The sequence below is a fragment of the Pseudomonas sp. CLCA07 genome (assembly GCF_053615335.1).
The window spans coordinates 295,559-314,283 of the sequence record NZ_CM132131.1 but is presented as its reverse complement, the minus strand read 5'-3'; the positions used below and the strand labels follow the sequence as shown (position 1 = coordinate 314,283).

Annotated in this window: 16 protein-coding genes and 1 pseudogene; 9 read left to right on the top strand and 8 right to left on the bottom strand. The window is 58.6% G+C overall.

What is annotated here, in order from left to right:
• Nucleotides 1-4: 4 nt before the first annotated feature.
• The 5 genes from ACWGZX_RS01510 to ACWGZX_RS01490 all read left to right on the top strand — a co-directional run bounded on the left by ACWGZX_RS01510 (nt 5) and on the right by ACWGZX_RS01490 (nt 5,999).
• Complete coding sequence (locus ACWGZX_RS01510; RefSeq protein ID WP_452626995.1) at nt 5-910, top strand: ABC transporter permease; 906 nt, start codon at nt 5-7, stop codon at nt 908-910.
• Complete coding sequence (locus ACWGZX_RS01505; RefSeq protein ID WP_223517563.1) at nt 907-1,692, top strand: ABC transporter permease; 786 nt, start codon at nt 907-909, stop codon at nt 1,690-1,692. Before ACWGZX_RS01510 ends, ACWGZX_RS01505 begins: the two co-directional genes overlap by 4 nt.
• A 25-nt stretch (nt 1,693-1,717) precedes the next feature.
• On the top strand, nt 1,718-2,482 hold the full coding sequence (locus tag ACWGZX_RS01500; RefSeq protein ID WP_452626994.1) for an ABC transporter ATP-binding protein: 765 nt from the start codon (nt 1,718-1,720) through the stop codon (nt 2,480-2,482).
• Between the two features lie 59 nt (nt 2,483-2,541).
• Nucleotides 2,542-3,873 (top strand): LLM class flavin-dependent oxidoreductase, encoded by a 1,332-nt coding sequence (locus ACWGZX_RS01495; RefSeq protein WP_452626993.1) that lies wholly within the window; start codon nt 2,542-2,544, stop codon nt 3,871-3,873.
• A 716-nt stretch (nt 3,874-4,589) separates the two neighbouring features.
• Nucleotides 4,590-5,999: an MFS transporter gene (locus ACWGZX_RS01490; RefSeq protein ID WP_452626992.1), complete on the top strand. Its 1,410-nt coding sequence runs from the start codon at nt 4,590-4,592 to the stop codon at nt 5,997-5,999.
• A 282-nt stretch (nt 6,000-6,281) separates the two neighbouring features.
• Here ACWGZX_RS01490 and ACWGZX_RS01485 read toward each other — a convergent pair whose 3' ends face one another.
• Nucleotides 6,282-7,301: an AbrB family transcriptional regulator gene (locus tag ACWGZX_RS01485; RefSeq protein WP_452626991.1), complete on the bottom strand. Its 1,020-nt coding sequence runs from the start codon at nt 7,299-7,301 to the stop codon at nt 6,282-6,284.
• 195 nt (nt 7,302-7,496) lie between these two features.
• On the opposite strand from ACWGZX_RS01485, the gene ACWGZX_RS01480 reads away from it, so the two are divergent.
• The gene (locus ACWGZX_RS01480) at nt 7,497-8,495 is read left to right on the top strand and encodes a bile acid:sodium symporter family protein (protein WP_452626990.1); all 999 of its coding nucleotides are present in this window, start codon (nt 7,497-7,499) and stop codon (nt 8,493-8,495) included.
• A gap of 35 nt (nt 8,496-8,530) precedes the next feature.
• Nucleotides 8,531-9,016, top strand: coding sequence for a metallophosphoesterase family protein (locus ACWGZX_RS01475; RefSeq protein WP_452626989.1), 486 nt, complete (start codon nt 8,531-8,533; stop codon nt 9,014-9,016).
• 187 nt (nt 9,017-9,203) lie between these two features.
• Here the strand turns inward: ACWGZX_RS01475 and ACWGZX_RS01470 are convergent, their stop codons facing one another.
• The 5 genes and pseudogenes from ACWGZX_RS01470 to ACWGZX_RS01450 form a co-directional block, all read right to left on the bottom strand.
• Nucleotides 9,204-9,605, bottom strand: coding sequence for a nuclear transport factor 2 family protein (locus ACWGZX_RS01470; protein WP_452626988.1), 402 nt, complete (start codon nt 9,603-9,605; stop codon nt 9,204-9,206).
• Nucleotides 9,606-9,672: 67 nt separating this feature from the next.
• Nucleotides 9,673-10,589, bottom strand: a pseudogene (locus ACWGZX_RS01465) (alkene reductase).
• A 77-nt stretch (nt 10,590-10,666) separates the two neighbouring features.
• The gene (locus tag ACWGZX_RS01460; RefSeq protein ID WP_452626987.1) at nt 10,667-11,425 is read right to left on the bottom strand and encodes an SDR family oxidoreductase; all 759 of its coding nucleotides are present in this window, start codon (nt 11,423-11,425) and stop codon (nt 10,667-10,669) included.
• Between the two features lie 179 nt (nt 11,426-11,604).
• Entirely contained in the window at nt 11,605-12,507 is a 903-nt protein-coding gene (locus ACWGZX_RS01455) for a LysR family transcriptional regulator (RefSeq protein WP_452626986.1), read from the bottom strand.
• Between the two features lie 159 nt (nt 12,508-12,666).
• Nucleotides 12,667-13,767, bottom strand: coding sequence for an alkene reductase (locus ACWGZX_RS01450; protein WP_452626985.1), 1,101 nt, complete (start codon nt 13,765-13,767; stop codon nt 12,667-12,669).
• 147 nt (nt 13,768-13,914) lie between these two features.
• Between ACWGZX_RS01450 and ACWGZX_RS01445 the strand changes: the two genes are divergently transcribed.
• Nucleotides 13,915-14,799, top strand: coding sequence for a LysR family transcriptional regulator (locus tag ACWGZX_RS01445; protein WP_452626984.1), 885 nt, complete (start codon nt 13,915-13,917; stop codon nt 14,797-14,799).
• Nucleotides 14,800-14,817: 18 nt separating this feature from the next.
• On the opposite strand, the gene ACWGZX_RS01440 is transcribed toward ACWGZX_RS01445, so the two are convergent.
• Both ACWGZX_RS01440 and katG read right to left on the bottom strand, forming a co-directional pair.
• Entirely contained in the window at nt 14,818-15,129 is a 312-nt protein-coding gene (locus tag ACWGZX_RS01440) for a hypothetical protein (RefSeq protein WP_452626983.1), read from the bottom strand.
• 164 nt (nt 15,130-15,293) lie between these two features.
• The gene (gene katG, locus ACWGZX_RS01435) at nt 15,294-17,495 is read right to left on the bottom strand and encodes a catalase/peroxidase HPI (protein ID WP_452626982.1); all 2,202 of its coding nucleotides are present in this window, start codon (nt 17,493-17,495) and stop codon (nt 15,294-15,296) included.
• A 481-nt stretch (nt 17,496-17,976) separates the two neighbouring features.
• On the opposite strand from katG, the gene ACWGZX_RS01430 reads away from it, so the two are divergent.
• On the top strand, nt 17,977-18,606 hold the full coding sequence (locus ACWGZX_RS01430; protein ID WP_452626981.1) for a DUF2238 domain-containing protein: 630 nt from the start codon (nt 17,977-17,979) through the stop codon (nt 18,604-18,606).
• The last annotated feature ends 119 nt before the right edge of the window (nt 18,607-18,725 follow it).

Genomic DNA, 18,725 nt, shown 5'->3' with positions numbered 1-18,725 from the left:
GCAAATGGCCAGGGCACAGACCGTCAGACTAGAGCAGTACGCGGCACCGGGATTTGCGGGCGATAACGTCAAACGTTTTCCACCGTCACCGGCCCGCCCAGTTCGCAAGATTGAAGTGCCGCGCCAGTCAGCCTGGCCCGTCAGTCTGGTTGACAAGGCCTTGCCCTGGCTGTTGCCGCTGGTATTGCTGGGCTTATGGTACCTGGGGGTGGAACGCGGCTGGCTTTCAGAGCAGGTGCTACCCCCGCCAGTCTACGTCTACCAGACCTTGTCGGACCTGGTCACCAGCGGTGATCTCTGGCTGAACGCGTCCGCCAGCCTGCAGCGGGTTGTCGTCGGATTTACATTGGGCGCCTTCACCGGCATAGCGCTGGGCCTGGCCATGGGACTGTCCAGGACGCTAGAGGATTATCTCTTACCCACCTTCAACGCACTGGTGCAAATACCGGTACTGGGCTGGTTACCGTTTGCCCTGTTGCTGTTCGGCATCGGCGAGACGCTCAAGTATGTGCTGATTGCCAAGGCAGCCTTGGTGCCGATCACGCTGTGCACCTTGCAAGCTTTCCGCCAGGCGCCCAAAGGGTTGTTGGAAGTCGGCCGGGCCTACGGTTTCAGTCGTCGGCAAAGCGTCACTTCCATCGTCTTGCCTGCGGCTATCCCGACGCTGTTTACCGGTTTGCGTCTGGGGTTCACCAAAGCCTGGTTATCGCTGGTGGTGGTCGAGTTAGTGGCATCGAGTGAGGGGTTGGGTTACCTGATCGTCTATGGGCGTCAGCTATTTCAACTGGACTTGGTGATGGCGGCTGTTGTTGTGGTGGGTGCGCTCGGTCTGCTGATAGACCGCGGTTTTGATTACGCGGAGAAACGCCTCAATCGTGGTCGGCCAACTGCCGGGGGGCGTCTGTCATGAGCGCGATCTTGTCAGTCGGTAGCGGTAGCCGCCGATATCGCGGTTGGGTCTTGCCCATTTCGGTCATTGCCGTGTGGTGGTTGGCTTCGAACCAGGGCTGGAGTCATTCGGGGTTGTTCGTTTCGCCAGAAAAAGTGGCTGCAACGGCCTGGGATCAAATCGCCTCGGGCAAATTCTGGCGGGCCATTTCTGCCAGCCTGGCGCGCAACCTCAGTGGTTTTTTTATCGGTACTACGCTCGGCCTGGTACTGGGTTGCCTGCTGGGCCTGTCGCGGAATTTCGAACGCGTGGTCGGGCCGAGCTTCAATACCTTCAAGCAAATATCGCTGTTCGCCTGGATTCCGTTGATCTCGGTGTGGTTCGGCCTGGGCGATGTGGCCAAGGTGGTGTTCCTGTCATTGGCAGCACTGGTGCCTGTGGTGGTCAATACCTGTGACGGTTTGCGCAACGTCCCGCCCAACCTGTTGGAAGTGGCGCGGGTGTACGGCTTCACCCGTTGGCAAACCATCGTTGGGGTGATGCTGCCCGCCGCCTTGCCGTCGATTTTTACCGGGCTTTACCTGGCGCTGGTCTATTCCTGGCTGGCGACCATCGGCGCTGAATACTTGCTGGTATCGGGGGAGGGGATCGGCAACACGCTGATTGATGGCAGCGAACATTTCATGATGGACCTGGTGTTGTTTGGAATGGTGATTATCGGCCTGGTGGGATGGGGTCTCAACGCAGTGGCCCGGACACTTGAGCGGCGGATGCAGCGCCTATATGGCATCGCTCCTCGTTGATTGGCACTTTCAAAAGGATTGCGACATGCTCAACAACAGCCTGACCCTGGAAAACATCAGCAAGCGTTTCGCTTCCCGACCGGGCAGTTCGACGCAACTGCAAGTACTCGACAACATCCAGCTCGACATTGCGCCTGGCGAGTTCATCAGCATCGTGGGCGCCAGCGGCTGCGGCAAATCCACGCTGCTGCGACTGATTCTTGGCCTGGACGAAGAATACGACGGGCGCATCCTGCTGGATGGCAAACCCATCGAAGGCACTGGCCTGGAACGCGGCATCGTGTTTCAGGATCACCGTTTGTTCCCTTGGCTCAACGTCGAGCAGAACGTCGCGGTCGGGCTCAAGAATTCACACCTGAGCGCTGCGCAGAAACGCGAGACCGTGCGCGAGCACATTGAACTGGTCGGCCTGCAAGACTTTATCGATGCCTACCCGCATCAGATATCCGGCGGCATGGCGCAACGCGTGGCGATAGCCCGCGGCCTGGTCAATCGACCGAGCGTGCTCTTGCTGGATGAACCGCTGGGTGCGCTCGATGCCTTGACCCGTGCGCGCCTGCAAGGCGAGCTGCAAAACATCTGGGCCAAGGAAAAAATCACCATGATCCTGGTTACCCACGATGTTGATGAGGCGGTATTCCTGGGCGATCGCGTGGTGGTGATGCAACCGAATCCTGGCCGCATCCGGCGCATTCTCGACATCGATCTGCCGCGCCCGCGCAACCGCAGTGACAGCCGCTTCATCGCCCTGCGCGACGATGTGCTGAGCGATTTCGCCGAGCTGCACTGAGCCTCTGCGCCGCGCGCAAGCACCTATTTTTCATACTTGTTTTTTTCAGGGAACGGGAAATGTCCGAACGTCAGCTCAGCCTCAACCTATTCATCTACCCGAACGGCCATCACGAAGCCGCCTGGCGTCACCCGCAGTCGGTGCCGGAAGCTTCCATGGATATCGGCTATTACCAGCAACTGGCGCTACGCGCTGAGCGCGAGAAGCTTGATGCGATTTTCTTTGCTGATTCGCCGTCACTGGCCGAAAGCGGGCGTGAAGGTCTGCGCATTCGTTTCGAACCCGTTACCTGGCTGGCGGGAATTGCTGCGGTGACCCAACGCATAGGCCTGATCGCCACGGCCAGCACGACCTACAGCGAGCCTTACAATCTGGCCCGCTCGTTCAGTGCGCTGGATCACCTCAGTAAGGGCCGCGCCGGTTGGAACATCGTCACCACTTCCATGGCGGCTGCAGCCGCCAATTTTGGCCTGGACCAACATCCGTCGGCTCATGATCGCTATGCCCAGGCCGAAGAATTCGTGCAGGTGGTCGGTGACCTTTGGGACAGCTGGGAGGACGACGCGCTGGTGCTGGACAAGACTTCCGGGGTGTTTGCCGACAGTGACAAGGTGCATTCGATCAACCACGTGGGTACTCACTACAAAGTCAAAGGCCCATTCAACTCGCCACGCTCCCCACAGGGGCGACCGGTGCAGGTGCAGGCCGGGTCTTCCGAAGATGGCCGTGATTTCGCTTCCAGGCATGCCGAAGCGATTTTCACCGCGCACCAGACCCTGCAAAGCGCGACCGAATTCGCCAACGATATCCGTGCTCGGGCGAAGGCGGTGGGTCGCGATCCTCGCCAGCTGAAAATCCTCCCGGGCATCAGCCCGTACATTGGCAGCACCGAAGCCGAAGCCCAGCGCAAGTTCGATGAACTCAACGACCTGGTGCTGCCACATGTTTCACTAGGCCAACTGCGCCGCATGTTGGGTGTCGACCTGTCCGGTCACGATCTGGATGCGCCATTCCCTCGCCATCTGGTCAATTTCGACAGCAGCGAGAGCCAGTCCAGTCGCTTCAAGCTGATCCTCGACATCGTCGACCGCGAGAAACCGACGCTGCGTCAGCTGATTAATCGCCTGGCCGGTGCTCGCGGGCATTGGGTTCCTGTCGGTACGCCGGTGCAGATTGCCGATCTGATTGAGCAGTGGTTCCGCAGTGGCGCTGCCGATGGTTTCAATGTGATGCCGCCAGCGTTCCCCGAGGGCTTTGAAGTGTTCCTCGATGAAGTGCTGCCGATCCTGCGCAAGCGTGGGCTGTTCCGCCATGAATATGCGGGCAGTACGCTGCGCGAGCATTATGGTCTGAGTCGCCCGGTTTCGCGTTTTGCCCTGAAGTCCGCCTGAGCGGCCTTTCCATTGCGCAGCGGAGCTCTATCGATTCCACACCCTGTTTGATCTCATTCAGGGCGATTCGAGTCAGGCCGGCGGTCCATACACCGACTACCTGACTCGCTTTTGTACATGTAAACATGCGTCATCGTACAACATGGTTCATCGCTCCGAGTCCCCACATCCCCTCGTCAATGCCCGACAATTCACACGGCTGAAGATCCTGTACCCAGCGAGTTCTATAACAAATCGAAATTTTCCCAAGCAATCTTCGTCAAGACCAACGGCTATCTTTGATATTGACAGCCCACCCTCGAACTCGATATAAAAGGCACAGTTGTACGACGACAGACGATACGTCGACTGTTCATGCCAAAAAATAAAAAGAGTGTCGGCCCCATCATGAATTCAACTTGCGAACTCATCCCCCTCAACGTCGCTTCCTCTGGCCTGACCTTGTCTGCTTGCGCGCCCGCACAGTCAGTTCCGTCGCAGGCGACGGTCCCGCCAAACCCCTGCTAGTACTCGCTACACGCCCAGCTCCAGCCACCAGCAATCGCACTGCGCATGATGCAACCGGCGGCGGGGTACAGCATAAGTTGATCGCAAGACCCGGCTGAATCTGACCAGCCTTGACGCGGACTCTTTGCGTCTTGGCAATGCTCTACGACACTATTGATCTCGCTTGAAACCGAGAGATCATCACCATAATCCAATAATAAAGTGATGCCATGAATCTGAACGAGCCCATCAATGCGAACGCGCAACGCGTCGGCCAAACGGTCGGCAAATACCGCTGGACGATCTGTGCGCTGTTGTTTTTCGCCACCACCGTCAACTACCTGGACCGCCAGGTACTGAGTCTGTTGGCGCCGCAACTGTCGACGCAGTTTGGCTGGAGTAACACTGACTACGCCAACATTGCCTCGGTTTTCCAGTTTGTGTACGCGATTTCCATGCTGTTCGCCGGCCGCTTCGTCGACAAGATCGGCACCAAGAAAGCGTATATCTGGGCGATTGGCATCTGGTCCACCGGTGCGATCATGCACGCCTTTGCGGTGCCGATGGGTGAGGGCATTGGCGCCCTGAGCAGCGCGCTCGGCCTTGCCGTCATTCCGGTCTCGATTGCCGGTTTCATGCTGTCTCGCGCGGTTCTGGCGATTGGTGAAGCGGGTAACTTCCCGATTGCGATCAAGGCCACCGCGGAGTACTTCCCGAAGAAGGAACGCTCCTTCGCTACCGGCATCTTCAACTCCGGTGCCAACGTGGGCGCGGTCCTGGCGCCGATCTGCGTACCGCTGATTGCCGGTATTTGGGGCTGGGAAGCGGCCTTTATCGCGATCGGTATGCTGGGCTTCGTCTGGGTCGCCGTATGGATTGCGCTCTACCAAAAGCCGGATCAGCAAAAGCGTCTGTCGGCAGAGGAACTGGCATACATCCGTAGCGATGAACCTGTGCAAGTAGCCACCCCGGAAGTGTCGGGTGTCGCTGCCAAAAAAGTATCGTGGTTCAAGTTGCTGACTTACCGCCAGACTTGGGCGTTTGCCTTCGGCAAGTTCATGACCGATGGCGTGTGGTGGTTCTTCCTGTTCTGGCTTCCGACCTACCTGTCGGCGCAATACGGCATGAAGGGAGCGGCCATCGTGGCGCCGCTGGCCGTGTTGTACAGCTTGACGATGATCGGCAGTATTGGTGGCGGCTGGTTCCCGAGCTACTTCATGTCCCGCGGCGACAAGCCGTATGACGGTCGCATGAAAGCCATGCTGGTGATCGCGCTGTTCCCGTTGGTGGTGCTGCTGGCTCAGCCATTCGGTTACATCAGCTTTTGGGTCCCTGTGTTGCTGATAGGCGTTGGCGCATCGGCGCACCAGGCGTGGTCGTGCAATATCTTCACGACGGTGTCCGATATGTTCCCGCAAAAAACCATCGCTTCGGTGGTCGGCATTGGCGGCATGGCGGGTGGTTTGGGTGGTGTCGTGATGACCAAGGTTGGCGGTTATGTGTTCGACTACTACAAATCGGTCAACGATATTCACACCGGCTACATGATCATGTTTGCTATCTGTTCGCTGGCCTATCTGGTGGCATGGAGCGTGATGAAGATGCTGGTGCCACGCCACAAGGAAATCACTGATCTGTAAACAGCGATTAGTGCAGTAGAAGGCCCCGTCCCACTTCAATGGGGCGGGGCTTTTTCGTTTCAAGCATCTGATCCGTATTTTCGCGAGCTATCTGCCTCTGTAATGCACTCAGTGTCAGGCTCACAATGGCGGCACACAGCGAACTCATAATGTAGGAGGCCCCAATGGGCAAGATGGCAATTTTCCTGGGTGGATTTCTGGTGCTGACCATTTTGATTGGTGCCCTGGCCACGATCTCTCCCGTTTAATCCTTTCCTCCGATACGCCGATGCTTAATGCCGATCAAACATCTTCCCGCCACCGCCGCGCCTGAACCACCAGTGCCGGTGCAAAGTGCAGCACAACCATGCGCACCAGATGATGAGTCAGGATGAACACAACGTTCAGCCCGCCACTGAAGGCGACCATGGAGATGGTCTCGATGGCGCCCGGCATGTAGGCCAGCCATAACGACCAAGGATCGCTGCCCCAAACCCGCCCGGCCACGCTGGCAAACGCTGCAGCGATCAGCAGCATCAGGCCAACGGACATCAACGCGGCCCGCCCGTGGCGAACAAGTTCGGTGAAGCTGATGTCCTTGAATTTCGAGCCGATCAGCACACCGAGCAAGATGGCAGCGGAGTCGACACTCCATGGCGGCATGTGAAAGCCCTGCAAGTAGCCGGACTTGACGTAGACGCCGGTGAGCACGATGGCGGTGAGCATGAACGGTGCCGGCACGCCAACGTTCAACAGCAAACGCCCGAGCAACAGGCACAGGGCGATCAGCGACAGCAGGCTCAGCGCCAGGCTCAAGTCCAACGAGCTGCTTTGGGCAATCGCCACGTCTGCCTGTCCGGGAATGCAAAAGCTGACGAGGAGGGTGATGGAGAGCAGTCGCACCAGATGCACGACGATTACCTTGCTGGACGCGCGTTCGGATTCGAGCAAGTCGAATACCGCCGCGAGTGCGCCGGGGTAGACGGCCAGCAGGGTATCCTTGCGGTTCCATCCTGCGATTTTCAGCAGCGCAAAACCGGCCACCGCGCTTTGTACCATCAGGCACAGCAGCATGACGCCCAGGCTGGGCAAGATGGCTGCGACCGTGTGGCTGTCCCACGACGTAAACATCAAACCGGTCGCGATCCCCAAGACGATTTGCACATAGCCGAGGCCGAAGCGCAGGGTAGGGGAGAAGCGCAGGTTACTGGCGATCATTGCGCTCGCGAGTATCGAGCCCAGCAACAGGCCGTGGGGGATGCCGGCGTATTGCAACGCAGCGCCGACGCCGGTGGCGATCAGTAAACACAGTAGGGTTTTCATGAGCCTTCCTTGATTCTTGAATTCCCCGACGCTTAAATCCGGGCCGCCCCTGTTTTCCCACCTAACGGCATGATGCGTCAACAACGCTGGTCATCCTGTCCTTTAGGCGACATCTCCTGGCTTACTAGCGTTAGTCGGTAATCTGCGGACGGGTTAGAGTCGTGATCACGTTCCTGGCAAACCCGGATGACCCTGATGACGCGCCCTCGTTTCTTACCTGACAACTTCACTCTGACCCTGATCGGCGTCGTGCTGCTCGCCAGCGTGTTGCCGGCCAGTGGTCAGGTCGCAGTGGGCTTCGGGTGGCTGACCAACATCGCCATCGCCCTGCTGTTTTTTCTGCATGGCGCCAAACTGTCACGCGAGTCGATCATTGCCGGTGCCGGGCATTGGCGCCTGCATGTGCTGGTGTTCAGTCTGACCTTTGTGCTGTTTCCGCTGCTCGGCCTGGCGCTCAAACCGGTGCTGTCGCCGCTGATCGGTGACGATCTGTACATGGGCATGCTCTACCTCTGCGCGTTGCCCGCAACAGTGCAGTCGGCCATTGCCTTTACCTCTCTGGCGCGAGGCAACATTCCGGCGGCGATTTGCAGTGCGGCGGCGTCCAGTCTGTTCGGGATCTTCATCACGCCGTTACTCGTGACGCTGCTGTTGAATGTGCAGGGCGATGGCGGCTCGACCCTTGATGCGATTGTGAAGATCAGTGTGCAACTGCTGCTGCCGTTCATTGCCGGGCAGATCGCTCGGCGCTGGATCGGCGCCTGGGTCGGGCGCAACAAGAGTTGGCTGAAGTTCGTGGATCAGGGCTCGATTCTGTTGGTGGTCTTCGGCGCGTTCAGCGAAGCGGTGAACGAAGGCATCTGGCACCAGATCCCGCTGTGGGAACTGGCCGGGCTGGTGGTGGCGTGCTGCGTATTGCTGGGGCTGGTGTTGGTGGCCTCTACGGTGCTGGGCAAAGCCTTTGGTTTCAATGTGGAGGACCGCATTACCATCCTGTTCTGCGGTTCGAAAAAAAGCTTGGCCACCGGTGTGCCGATGGCCCAAGTTCTGTTCGCCGGCAGCACCATCGGCGTGTTGATCCTGCCGCTCATGCTGTTCCATCAAATTCAGTTGATGGTCTGTGCCGTGCTGGCCCAGCGCTACGCCAATCGCCAGGAATCGGTTGCTGAACTGATGGCGCACGTAGATCCTTGATCGCGTCAGGCAATGAGCCTCGTCTGGAGTGATGCATGAAGGTTGGCGTGATTTCCGATACCCATGGTTTGCTTCGCCCCGAAGCCGTTGCGGCTCTGCAGGGCTGTGAGCGGATCATTCACGCGGGCGACATCGGCAGCCAGGAGATTCTCGATCAACTGGCGTCCATTGCTCCACTGCATGTCGTGCGCGGGAACAACGACGTGGGCGCGCCTTGGGCAGCGCCTCTGGATGATCTACTGCGTTTCGACCTTAACGGTTGGGACACTTTGCTGGTGCATGACATCGCCGACGTCCCGATCGTGCTCGATGCCGGCATCAAGTGGGTGATCACCGGGCATTCGCATAAGCCACGCATCGAATGGCGCGGCGATCGGCTATTCCTCAACCCTGGCAGCGCGGGACGGCGGCGCTTCAAGTTGCCGGTGACGCTGGCGTTGGTTGAGGTGCTTGAGGGTTCGATTGAGCCGCGGTTGGTTTCGTTGTTGGAAATTGATCGAATACATGATGGAAAAAGGTGATGTTCGGTTTGCACGAATCTCGGTGCACCACCGGATCTCGTCAGGAGTTCCTGGCAGAGGTGGGCGATACCCGCCAACCGTCCACAGAGTGAAGGGCGTTTCGTCTGGGTCTGGTTGGATCGAGGGGCTGCGTTAATACAGCGTTGCTACTTCAATCAAATGCAATCGAATGAGTGGTTCAGGAACTTCAACCCGGGAACTGATCCCCAAACATAGGGTACCCGCCAGCGGAACCTTCGAGCGTCGCCTCATCCTGGATTACATCCCAGTGTTCGACCATCACACCGTCCTCAAGACGCAGGATATCGACCACGACCCAGTTTGCCGGTTGGCCGATTCCAGTGAACCGACCGTGCAACATGACGAAGTCATCTTCAGCGACTGCCAGCTGGCATTCGTAGCGCATATCGGGCGATCCAGCGGCGACCAGCTCGAACAGACCCTCGCGACCGGGCGGCACATGGGCACTGTGCTGGATATAGGAGGGTGACCAGAAGCGTTCGGCCGTCGCCAGATCCTTGCGATTGAAAAGGGTTGCGAAGCCTTCGAGGACAATGGCCTTGTTCTCGGCGGGGGTACGTGAAGTCATGGTCGGGTTCCTGCTATTGATGTAAAGGGTTGGTGGCTGAAGGGCCGCCCAAAGTTGCCTTGTTGTGTCAGGCGACAGCGGTAGAAATGTGGCGCGGATAATCGGTGTAGCCCCGGGCTCCGGATGCGTAGACGGTGTTCCAATCTATCTCCGCGAGCGGCGCTCCGACTGCGAGTCGTTCAACCAGATCCGGATTGGAAATGAAGGGCCGCCCGAAGGCGATCAGATCGGCGCTGCCTTCAGCAATGAGTCGGTTACCGCGTTCAGCATCCATCCCGACATTGGCGATCAATGTCCCCTTGAAAATGGAGCGCAAGTGCCGAAACATGGCATCACCCGCGAGCGGCTCTAGAGATGTGCCCGCTTCTCAATGCTGCCACCATATTCATCGGTTCGCAGGTTGGTTGTGCGGTTCAGAAACTGCGCAATGAGATACAAATAGTTGGCCTGAATTTGCACGCCATCGAAGCCGACGCTCATGGCGTTGCGAGCCGCTTTCGCATAATCGGAGACGGTTCGGTGAATGTCCGCAAGAGTCATCGGACGTGGCACTACAGTGGGTTTTCGACCAAGTGGCGTGGTGCTTTCATAGCCGATATTCACATCGGACGCGGACATCGGAGCAGCGCCAAAATCGGGATGTGAAATCGCCCCTGTGTGCCAAAGCTGAGCGACCATGCGACCACCTTTTGCATGCACGGCCTCAAGCACGTGAGACCAGCCTTGAAGTTGCTCCTTGCTCCACAGGCCAGGTGTGTCGGCCCAGCCAACAGCCTCCGGACTGATGGATGCGCCTTCGGAAATGATCAGTCCCGCCGATGCACGCTGCGCGTAATACTCGGCATGCAGTTCAGTTGGCACCAACCCCGGGTTGGCAGCCCGCATCCGCGTCAGTGGTGACATGACGATGCGGTTGGGAAGTTCGAGGTCGCCCATGAGGGTCGGCTGGAACAAGGGCGCCTTGCTTGAAGTGGTATCGAACATGAGACCCGCCTCCTGGAAAATTATGCCTGCAATGTCACTTGTTTCACGGGGACCCGGCCATTGCGATGCAGTCGCGATCAATCAAAAGCCGGTCCGTTTGCAATCATGTCGTTGAACCCGTTGACCCAGGCATGCTCGTTCGGGCCAGGATTGGCGCGCATGGCATCGGCCGGAGCGACGAGGATTTCGTTGACGCCGCTATCGAACTGTTTCATCGCTTCTGTAATGAATTGGTCGAGGGGAATGGCGCGTTCCTCCTCGCTGCTGTTGAGCAGCTCGGTGCGTACCCACGGTGGTGCAATCTCGACCAATTGGATGCCGTGTTCGCGTAGCAGGTAGCGCTGCGACAAGGTGTAGGAGTGCAGCGCTGCCTTGGTCGCCGAATAGACCGCCGTCACGGCCATTGGCACGAAGCCGAGCACCGAGGAGACGTTGACGATGACCGCATCAGGTTTGGCCTTCAGATGCTCGACCAGCACCGAGGTCATCCGGATCGGACCCAACAGGTTTGTGGTGACGGTCGAGAGGGCAAGCGCATCGTCCACCGGACCTTCTGCATGATCGACCAGCATGATGCCGGCATTGTTGATCAGCACGTTGAGCTCAGGGTAATTGGCGATGAGGTGCTGCGCTGCTGCCTGGATGCTGGCCGTGTCGGTGATGTCGAGCTCGATGGCGGCCATGCCGGGGTTGGCGTCGAGCGTCTGCTGCAGTCGCTCCTTGCGCCGTCCGGAGATGATCACTTGATTGCCGAGCCTATGGAAGGCTTCGGCCAGGCCCTGGCCGATGCCGGACCCGCCGCCAGTGATGAAAATAGTATTGCCGGTCATGCGCATCACACTTCTCCTGGAGAGATGAAGTAAGGAAATCCCGCCACGAACGAACAAGTCGACCGATGTGTCGTGCAGGCAGTGGCGCTAAGTTGCCAGCTTCGGCATGAACGGAGTAGCCACTCTTTTTCGCTATCATTTATGTAAAGGATGCATAGGCATTGCTGCACTATGCCGACCGGACGCTAGCTTGAAATGCCACTTCCCTCGCCAGCCAGGCTAGCTATAAGGTGCTCGATCAAGGCGCGGCCGGCACTGCGGGTACGCGAGCCATGTGGGAAGTAGGCATGAACAGGTACGGATTCGGTCTCCCAATCGGTGAGCAGTGCGACGAGTTCACCGCTTTCAAGCTCCCGTCGGCACGCCCATGCCGTTGTCGAAGTAATCCCTAAACCAGCAGTTGCCGCTGCGACAGCGCCTTCGTTTTCGTCGGTCGAGAAGTGAGCCTCAAGCTGAATCGTCCTGGTCTCGCCATCGCGTTTGAACATCCAGCCACTCGGGACAGTCGAGGCTGGCCCCGCGATGATTCGATGCGATTGCAGATCCTCAGGCGTAGTGGGCTCCCCGGCGGCGCGCAAGTAGGACGGTGAGGCGAGGATAAATCTGGAGATCGTCATGATCTGACGGCTCGTAGCACTGGAATCCAACAGCCGTCCCAACCTTATCGCTACATCGATATTTTCGCGCACCAGATCCTGCCAATGATCGGCGAGCAGGACTTGGATATGAAGGTTGGGGTGTATCGCTGCAAACGACGCCATACGAGGAATGATTTCCCGTACGCCGATGCTCGTTGGCATGCTGATCCGGACAACGCCACGTAGCTCTCCACCCCCGCGAACGCTTTGCTCTGCTTCTTCCACCGCGGCGAGGATGGGCTCCATGCGCGCCAGAAAATCTGCCCCTGCCTCAGTGGGAACGACTGCACGTGTCGATCTCGCCAGTAGCAGGGTGCCGAGATCGGCTTCGAGTTCGGCAACAATCCTGGAGACCTGGGATTGAGAAAGACCCACTTCGCGTGCCGCGGCCGAAAAGCTGCCCAGTCGCGCCACCCTTGTGAAAAGCCTGTAGGAGAAAAGGTCCTTCATGCGTTAGCACCTTCCATCAGACAGCATGCACCTTGAGTCCGCTGGAAGAAGCTACGGTGAAACGGGGCAGTAAGCTGGCGCATCGCTGCTTGGGTGATTGATTTTTTTGCGGGGAGGTAGCTGGGGCACTATGACCCCAGTTACCAGTGGTGAAAATTATCACGCAACTTCAGTGTGGAAAGGATAGTCCGTGTAACCCACTTGCGTGCCGCCGAAGAACGACTCGCGGTCGTACGGGTTCAGCGGCCAGCCGTTGCGCAGGCGCTCTGGCAAGTCAGGGTTGGCGATGAAGTGGCGGCCGAACGCGACCAGGTCTGCATCGCCGGCCTCGAGGATCGCGTTGGCCGATTCACCGGAGAAGCCGCCCGCCGCGATAAGGGTGCCCTTGTAGTGCTGGCGGATGAGTTGGGACGCCACCGGATTCTGGTCCCGGCGCTCGTCTTCGACGAGACCCAGGATGCGTGGCTCGATCAGGTGCAGATAGGCGAGGTCCAGCTTGTTCAGTTCGCGCGCGACATAGGTGAACAGGCCAATGGGGTCGCTGTCGGACATATCACCGAAATTGCCGCTCGGCCCCAGACGCACCGCCACTCGATTGCTGCCCCAGACGGAGATCACCGCCTCTACCGCTTCCAGCAGGAACCGGCTGCGGTTCTCGAACGAGCCACCGTAGATATCCGTACGTTTGTTGCTGCCGTCCTGGAGGAATTGATCGAACAGGTAGCCGTTGGCCGAGTGCAATTCCACGCCGTCGAATCCGGCTGCGATACCGCGTTCGGCCGCGGCGCGGAAGCTGTCTACCAGCCCGCGGATTTCCGCGATGGTCAGTTCGCGCGGCGGGCTGCCGGGGGTCCAGCCGGTCTCGGTGAAGGCAAGGCCGCCGTGCTCCACGACGGAAGGGGCCACGGGCTGGGCGCCGCCCGGCTGCAGGAGGCTATTGGACTGGCGCCCCGCATGATAGAGCTGCAGAAAGATTTTGCCACCCTTGGCATGAACGGCGTCGGTCACGAGCTTCCAGCCGGCGATCTGGCTGTCGTCATACAGACCGGGAGCACCGAGGTAGCCATTACCATTGGCTGCGGCGATAGTGGCTTCGCCGATCAGCAGGCCACCGGCGGTGGTACGTTGGGCGTAATACTCGGCCATCAACTGGCCAGGGATGGCGCCCGGCTCGGCACGCATGCGGGTAAGTGGCGCCAGAACGACGCGATGGGAAATCTGGTATGGGCCTATCTGGATGCTCGTATGCAGTTTGGACATGACATCGATACCTATCAGTGGTGGGATGGGCGCAATGTAGGCGTAACGTTCGCGGAGAAAAATATCCCGCGATGCCGAACATTTCGGATGTTTTTTCCGTAATCCCGCCTTGTTGGTGGGGTTCTACCGGAGCAGGCAGGAAAAGTGATGGAAAGTCTGAATGGCATCTCAACGTTCGTGCAGGTTGCCGAAACGCGCAGCTTTACCGAGTCCGCCCGCCAGTTGGGGGTGTCGTCCTCGACAGTGGGCAAAACCATCGCTCGAATGGAGGAGCGCTTGCATGTGCGGCTGTTTCATCGCAGCACACGCAGCATCACGCTGACGGCCGAGGGGACTCTGTTCCTTGAGCGCTGCCGCCGCATCCTCAGCGAAGTCACCGCTGCCGAGTCCGAGCTGTCAGGCCTGGCTGGCAGTCCACGTGGGCGGCTTCGCGTGGGCACACCTCTACTGGGCGACCTGATGATGCCGGCCTTTGACGGGTTCATGGAGCAGTATCCGGAAGTCGAACTGGATATCGATTTTTGCGACCGCATGGTCGATGTGATCGAGGAAGGGTTCGACGCGGTGATTCGGACCGGCGAGCAAACCGACTCTCGCTTGACCGCGCGCCGCCTCGGTTCCTGTGCACATGTGCTGGTAGCGTCGCCGACGTATCTCAAGCGGCATGGTGTACCCGCTAATCCGCGTGAACTGGAACGCCATTCATGCCTGCAGCACAAATTCCCCGCGACGGGAAAGCTGGAGCGTTGGCCGCTACGGCTCGAAGCATCCGAGGCTGAATTGGTGCTGCCCGCCACGATGACGTCGAACACGATCGAGCCTCTTGCCTACTCCGCAATCCAGGGCAGGGGGATTGCCTTTCTGCCGGCTTTCCTGGTGCACAAAGCGCTGGAAAGTGGCCAGTTGGTCACTGTGCTGGACGATTACATAGACCGCCAGGTCGTCTTCTGGATGCTGTGGCCAGCCAGCCGTTATGCCTCGCCCAAGTTACGCGTTTTTATTGACTACATGAGTGCGCACTTGCGCATCTGATTGCTTACGCCGGTAGCTTCAGGCGCACGCCGTCGCGGTTGGAGACCTCGATGGCATCGAGCAATTCATGCATGCGCATGGCATCTGCCAAGGTAGGTGCCAGGTGGGTACCGTCGCGCACATCCTTGGCGTAGGCAGCACCGCATCGAAATAATGACTGCCATAGATGGAGAGCAGGCTGGAGAAGTTCTCCGGTGGAGTGGTGAAGTGCAGTGCTGCTTTGCGCTCGCGCTGGAAATATTCAACGCTGATATGCAGCCGCACTGAACGCAGTTCCCCGATGTAGCCGTCCTGCAACAGGTCGCGCACGTAGCGATAATCCGGGTTCAATCGACGTTGCCTTCATCGGCACCATGTTGCGTCAACACGCCCATACCAAGCTAAAAGACTTTTTTCGAGTTTGACCTGGAGGGGGGGGGGCATATTGGGCCACCCCAACCCGTACAACCGGGTCGAGGTGGTCCATTCAATGCCTCACAGATTCAACAATCGCATCACTTCACATCAAACCGATCCAGGTTCATCACCTTGGTCCATGCCGCCACGAAGTCTTTAACAAACTTCTCCTTCGCGTCACTGCTCGCATAAACCTCAGCCAGCGCCCGCAATTGCGCATTCGAACCAAAAACCAGATCCACACGCGTCCCGGTCCATTTCACTGCGCCGGTTTTGCGATCACGTCCTTCAAACTCTTCAGCAGCCTCGGAGGTGGGTTTCCATTCCACGCCCATGTCGAGCAGGTTGGTGAAGAAGTCGTTGGTCAGCGCTTCCGGTTGTTGGGTGAAGACGCCGTGTCGGGTTTGTCCGACGTTGGTGTTCAGCACGCGCAGGCCACCGATAAGCGCGGTCATTTCTGGCGCGGTGAGCGTCAGCAGTTGCGCCTTGTCAATCAACAGTTGCTCGGCCGGTACGCGGTAGCGGGTTTTCAGGTAGTTGCGGAAGCCATCGGCAATCGGTTCGAGGAAGCCGAAGGAAACCACGTCCGTTTGCTCTTGCGTCGCGTCCGTCCGTCCTGGCGTGAACGGCACTGTGACGGTTTGGCCGGCATTTTTTGCCGCCTGTTCGACGCCAGCGTTACCGGCTAGCACGATCAGATCGGCCAGCGAGATTTTCTTGCCGCCGGCGTTGAACTCGCTCTGGATGCTTTCGAGTTTCGCCAATACTTTCGCAAGTTGCTCAGGTTGGTTGGCTTGCCAGGATTTCTGCGGTGCCAGACGCAGGCGTCCGCCGTTGGCGCCGCCGCGTTTGTCGGAGCCGCGGAAGGTGGAAGCGGCTGCCCAAGCCGTCGATACCAACTGCGAGACCGACAGGCCAGAAGCGAGGATTTTGCCCTTGAGTGCAGCGACGTCGCTGTCGTTAACCAAGGGATGATCAACCGCCGGGATAGGGTCTTGCCACAGCAGTTCTTCGTTTGGCAATTCCGGGCCGAGGTAGCGGGAGAGGGGGCCCATGTCGCGGTGGATCAGCTTGAACCATGCGCGGGCGAAGGCGTCGGCCAGTTGATCGGGATTGGCCAGGAAGCGTCGAGAAATCGGCTCATAGATCGGGTCGAAGCGCAGGGACAGGTCCGTGGTCAGCATGGTGGGATTACGCCGTTTGGACGGGTCGTGGGCATCCGGAATGGTGCCGGCACCGGCGCCGTTTTTTGCGACCCACTGATGTGCCCCGGCTGGGCTTTTGCTCAGTTCCCAGTCGAAGCCGAACAGGTTTTCCAGGTAGTTGTTGCTCCATTTTGTCGGCGTGTTGGTCCAGGTCACTTCCAGGCCGCTGGTAATGGTGTCCGCGCCTTTGCCGGTACCAAAACTGCTTTTCCAGCCCAAGCCTTGCTGTTCGAGACCAGCAGCTTCGGGCTCGGCACCGACATTGTCGGCAGGTCCGGCGCCGTGGGTTTTACCGAACGCGTGGCCGCCAGCGATCAGCGCCACGGTTTCTTCGTCATTCATCGCCATGCGGGCGAAGGTTTCACGGATGTCCGTGGCTGCAGCGACGGGATCCGGATTGCCTTCAGGGCCCTCGGGGTTGACGTAGATGAGGCCCATTTGCACGGCGCCGAGCGGGTTTTCCAGATTGCGGCCCTGTTCGGTGCGGCTCTCCTGGTTTTCTTTACCGTAGCGGATATCGCCGCCCAGCCATTTTTTTTCTGCGCCCCAGTAAACGTCTTCGTCCGGCTCCCAAACGTCCGGACGACCACCGGAAAAACCAAACGTTTTAAAGCCCATCGACTCCAGTGCAACGTTGCCGGTAAGCACGATCAGGTCAGCCCAGGAAATGTTGCGACCGTATTTTTGCTTGATCGGCCAGAGCAGCCGGCGCGCCTTGTCGAGGCTGACGTTGTCTGGCCAGCTGTTGAGCGGCGCAAAGCGTTGCTGACCCGAGCCAGCGCCACCCCGACCGTCACCGGTACGATAGGTGCCTGCGGCGTGCCAGGCCATGCGAATGAAGAGTGGCCCATAGTGACCAAAGTCCGCTGGCCACCAGTCTTGCGAATCGGTCATCAACGCCGTGAGGTCTCGTTTGACCGCTGCAAAGTCCAGTTTTTTGTACGCTTCGGTGTAGTTGAAACCCTCGTCCAGGGGATCGGACAGGGATGAGTGCTGGTGCAGGATTTTCAGATTCAGTTGGTTCGGCCACCAATCGCGGTTCGTCGTGCCACCGCCAGCGGCGTGGTTAAACGGGCATTTCGATTCATTTGCCATGTGCGAGCTACCTTTGGTCGTGATCATCCGGGCTATCCGGCCCGTTGTGGGCTCTAAATAGCGACGAGCGAAAGCAATGACACAGGCTGCTGGGCCAGCAGTTCGATTCACTGATTGTTTTGATTACACGGAAATCGGTACAGCAGAAAACGAGGTGCAATCACGGTGGCCCACGGCAGGCTTAGTCATGTTTCTGACTCAATTCCTGTCTCCTTATCAGCTCAAATCCGGCTGGCTGACGCCAGCGCAGGGATAAGGTTAGACGCCTATCCGCAAGTCAGCTAATAGGTGGAGTATTCGGGGCTCATAGGCAAAAGCTTTTGCGGCAGCCCTTGAGATTGCCCGCCGGCCGCCACGAGTTCGGAACCCCTGCCGCCCACGCGAATCAATTTGATTTGTAGGGACATCATTTGCCCGGAGTGTCGAAAACCCGAATCACCCTGAGGCTGGAAGGAAACGCGTCAGGCCAGGAGACCAGAGCATGCAGCCCAAGGCAGATGCGCGATACGACCTGACGTTGTTGAGTCTGCTGGTATTGATCGCCGTGGTGCTGGGCTATTCGCCGCACAGCCGGATCGATTGGGCGCTGGAAAACCTGTTGGCGCTGTTGCTCGTCGGCACGTTGGTGGCGGTCGCACCCTGGTTTCGTTTGTCTGCTGTGTCCATCACCCTGATTTTCGTGTTCCTGTGTATTCATGAATTGGGTGCTCACTACACCTATGCCGAAGTGCCTTATGACCGTTGGTGCTCAGCCTTGACCGGGGTCGGCCTCAACAAGGCACTCGGGCTGCATCGCAATCATTTTGATCGACTGGTCCATTTGAGTTACGGGCTGTTTATGGTTTATCCCGTGCGGGAAGTGCTGTTGCGACTAACCCCATTGCGGGGTTTCTGGGTGGTTTTTATCGCGTTGAACATCATGCTGTCGACGTCGGCCATGTATGAACTGGTGGAATGGATCGGCGGGGCGTATCTGGGAGACGACACTTCACGCGCGTTTATCGGTGCACAAAACGACCCGTGGGATTCGCAGAAAGACATGGCGCTGGCGGTCGCCGGCGCCTGTGTCAGTCTGTGGGTGATGTTCCTTATCAAACTAAAGAAGGCATGAGCGCGTAAGGCCGATCAGTTAAGCCATAACGCGATCCGTAGCAGCTGGCGAAGCCTGCGTTCGGCTGCGCAGCAGTCGTAAAACCTGAGTTTGCGGTCTTCCTGAAACACTGCATCGTC

Excerpts from the sequence above, each read along its gene's own strand:
- ACWGZX_RS01510 (WP_452626995.1), top strand. The coding sequence starts at position 5 with ATGGCCAGGGCACAGACCGTCAGACTAGAGCAGTACGCGGCACCGGGA.
- ACWGZX_RS01505 (WP_223517563.1), top strand. The coding sequence starts at position 907 with ATGAGCGCGATCTTGTCAGTCGGTAGCGGTAGCCGCCGATATCGCGGT.
- ACWGZX_RS01500 (WP_452626994.1), top strand. The coding sequence starts at position 1,718 with ATGCTCAACAACAGCCTGACCCTGGAAAACATCAGCAAGCGTTTCGCT.
- ACWGZX_RS01495 (WP_452626993.1), top strand. The coding sequence starts at position 2,542 with ATGTCCGAACGTCAGCTCAGCCTCAACCTATTCATCTACCCGAACGGC.
- ACWGZX_RS01490 (WP_452626992.1), top strand. The coding sequence starts at position 4,590 with ATGAATCTGAACGAGCCCATCAATGCGAACGCGCAACGCGTCGGCCAA.
- ACWGZX_RS01485 (WP_452626991.1), bottom strand. The coding sequence starts at position 7,301 with ATGAAAACCCTACTGTGTTTACTGATCGCCACCGGCGTCGGCGCTGCG.
- ACWGZX_RS01480 (WP_452626990.1), top strand. The coding sequence starts at position 7,497 with ATGACGCGCCCTCGTTTCTTACCTGACAACTTCACTCTGACCCTGATC.
- ACWGZX_RS01475 (WP_452626989.1), top strand. The coding sequence starts at position 8,531 with ATGAAGGTTGGCGTGATTTCCGATACCCATGGTTTGCTTCGCCCCGAA.
- ACWGZX_RS01470 (WP_452626988.1), bottom strand. The coding sequence starts at position 9,605 with ATGACTTCACGTACCCCCGCCGAGAACAAGGCCATTGTCCTCGAAGGC.
- ACWGZX_RS01460 (WP_452626987.1), bottom strand. The coding sequence starts at position 11,425 with ATGCGCATGACCGGCAATACTATTTTCATCACTGGCGGCGGGTCCGGC.
- ACWGZX_RS01455 (WP_452626986.1), bottom strand. The coding sequence starts at position 12,507 with ATGAAGGACCTTTTCTCCTACAGGCTTTTCACAAGGGTGGCGCGACTG.
- ACWGZX_RS01450 (WP_452626985.1), bottom strand. The coding sequence starts at position 13,767 with ATGTCCAAACTGCATACGAGCATCCAGATAGGCCCATACCAGATTTCC.
- ACWGZX_RS01445 (WP_452626984.1), top strand. The coding sequence starts at position 13,915 with ATGGAAAGTCTGAATGGCATCTCAACGTTCGTGCAGGTTGCCGAAACG.
- katG (WP_452626982.1), bottom strand. The coding sequence starts at position 17,495 with ATGGCAAATGAATCGAAATGCCCGTTTAACCACGCCGCTGGCGGTGGC.
- ACWGZX_RS01430 (WP_452626981.1), top strand. The coding sequence starts at position 17,977 with ATGCAGCCCAAGGCAGATGCGCGATACGACCTGACGTTGTTGAGTCTG.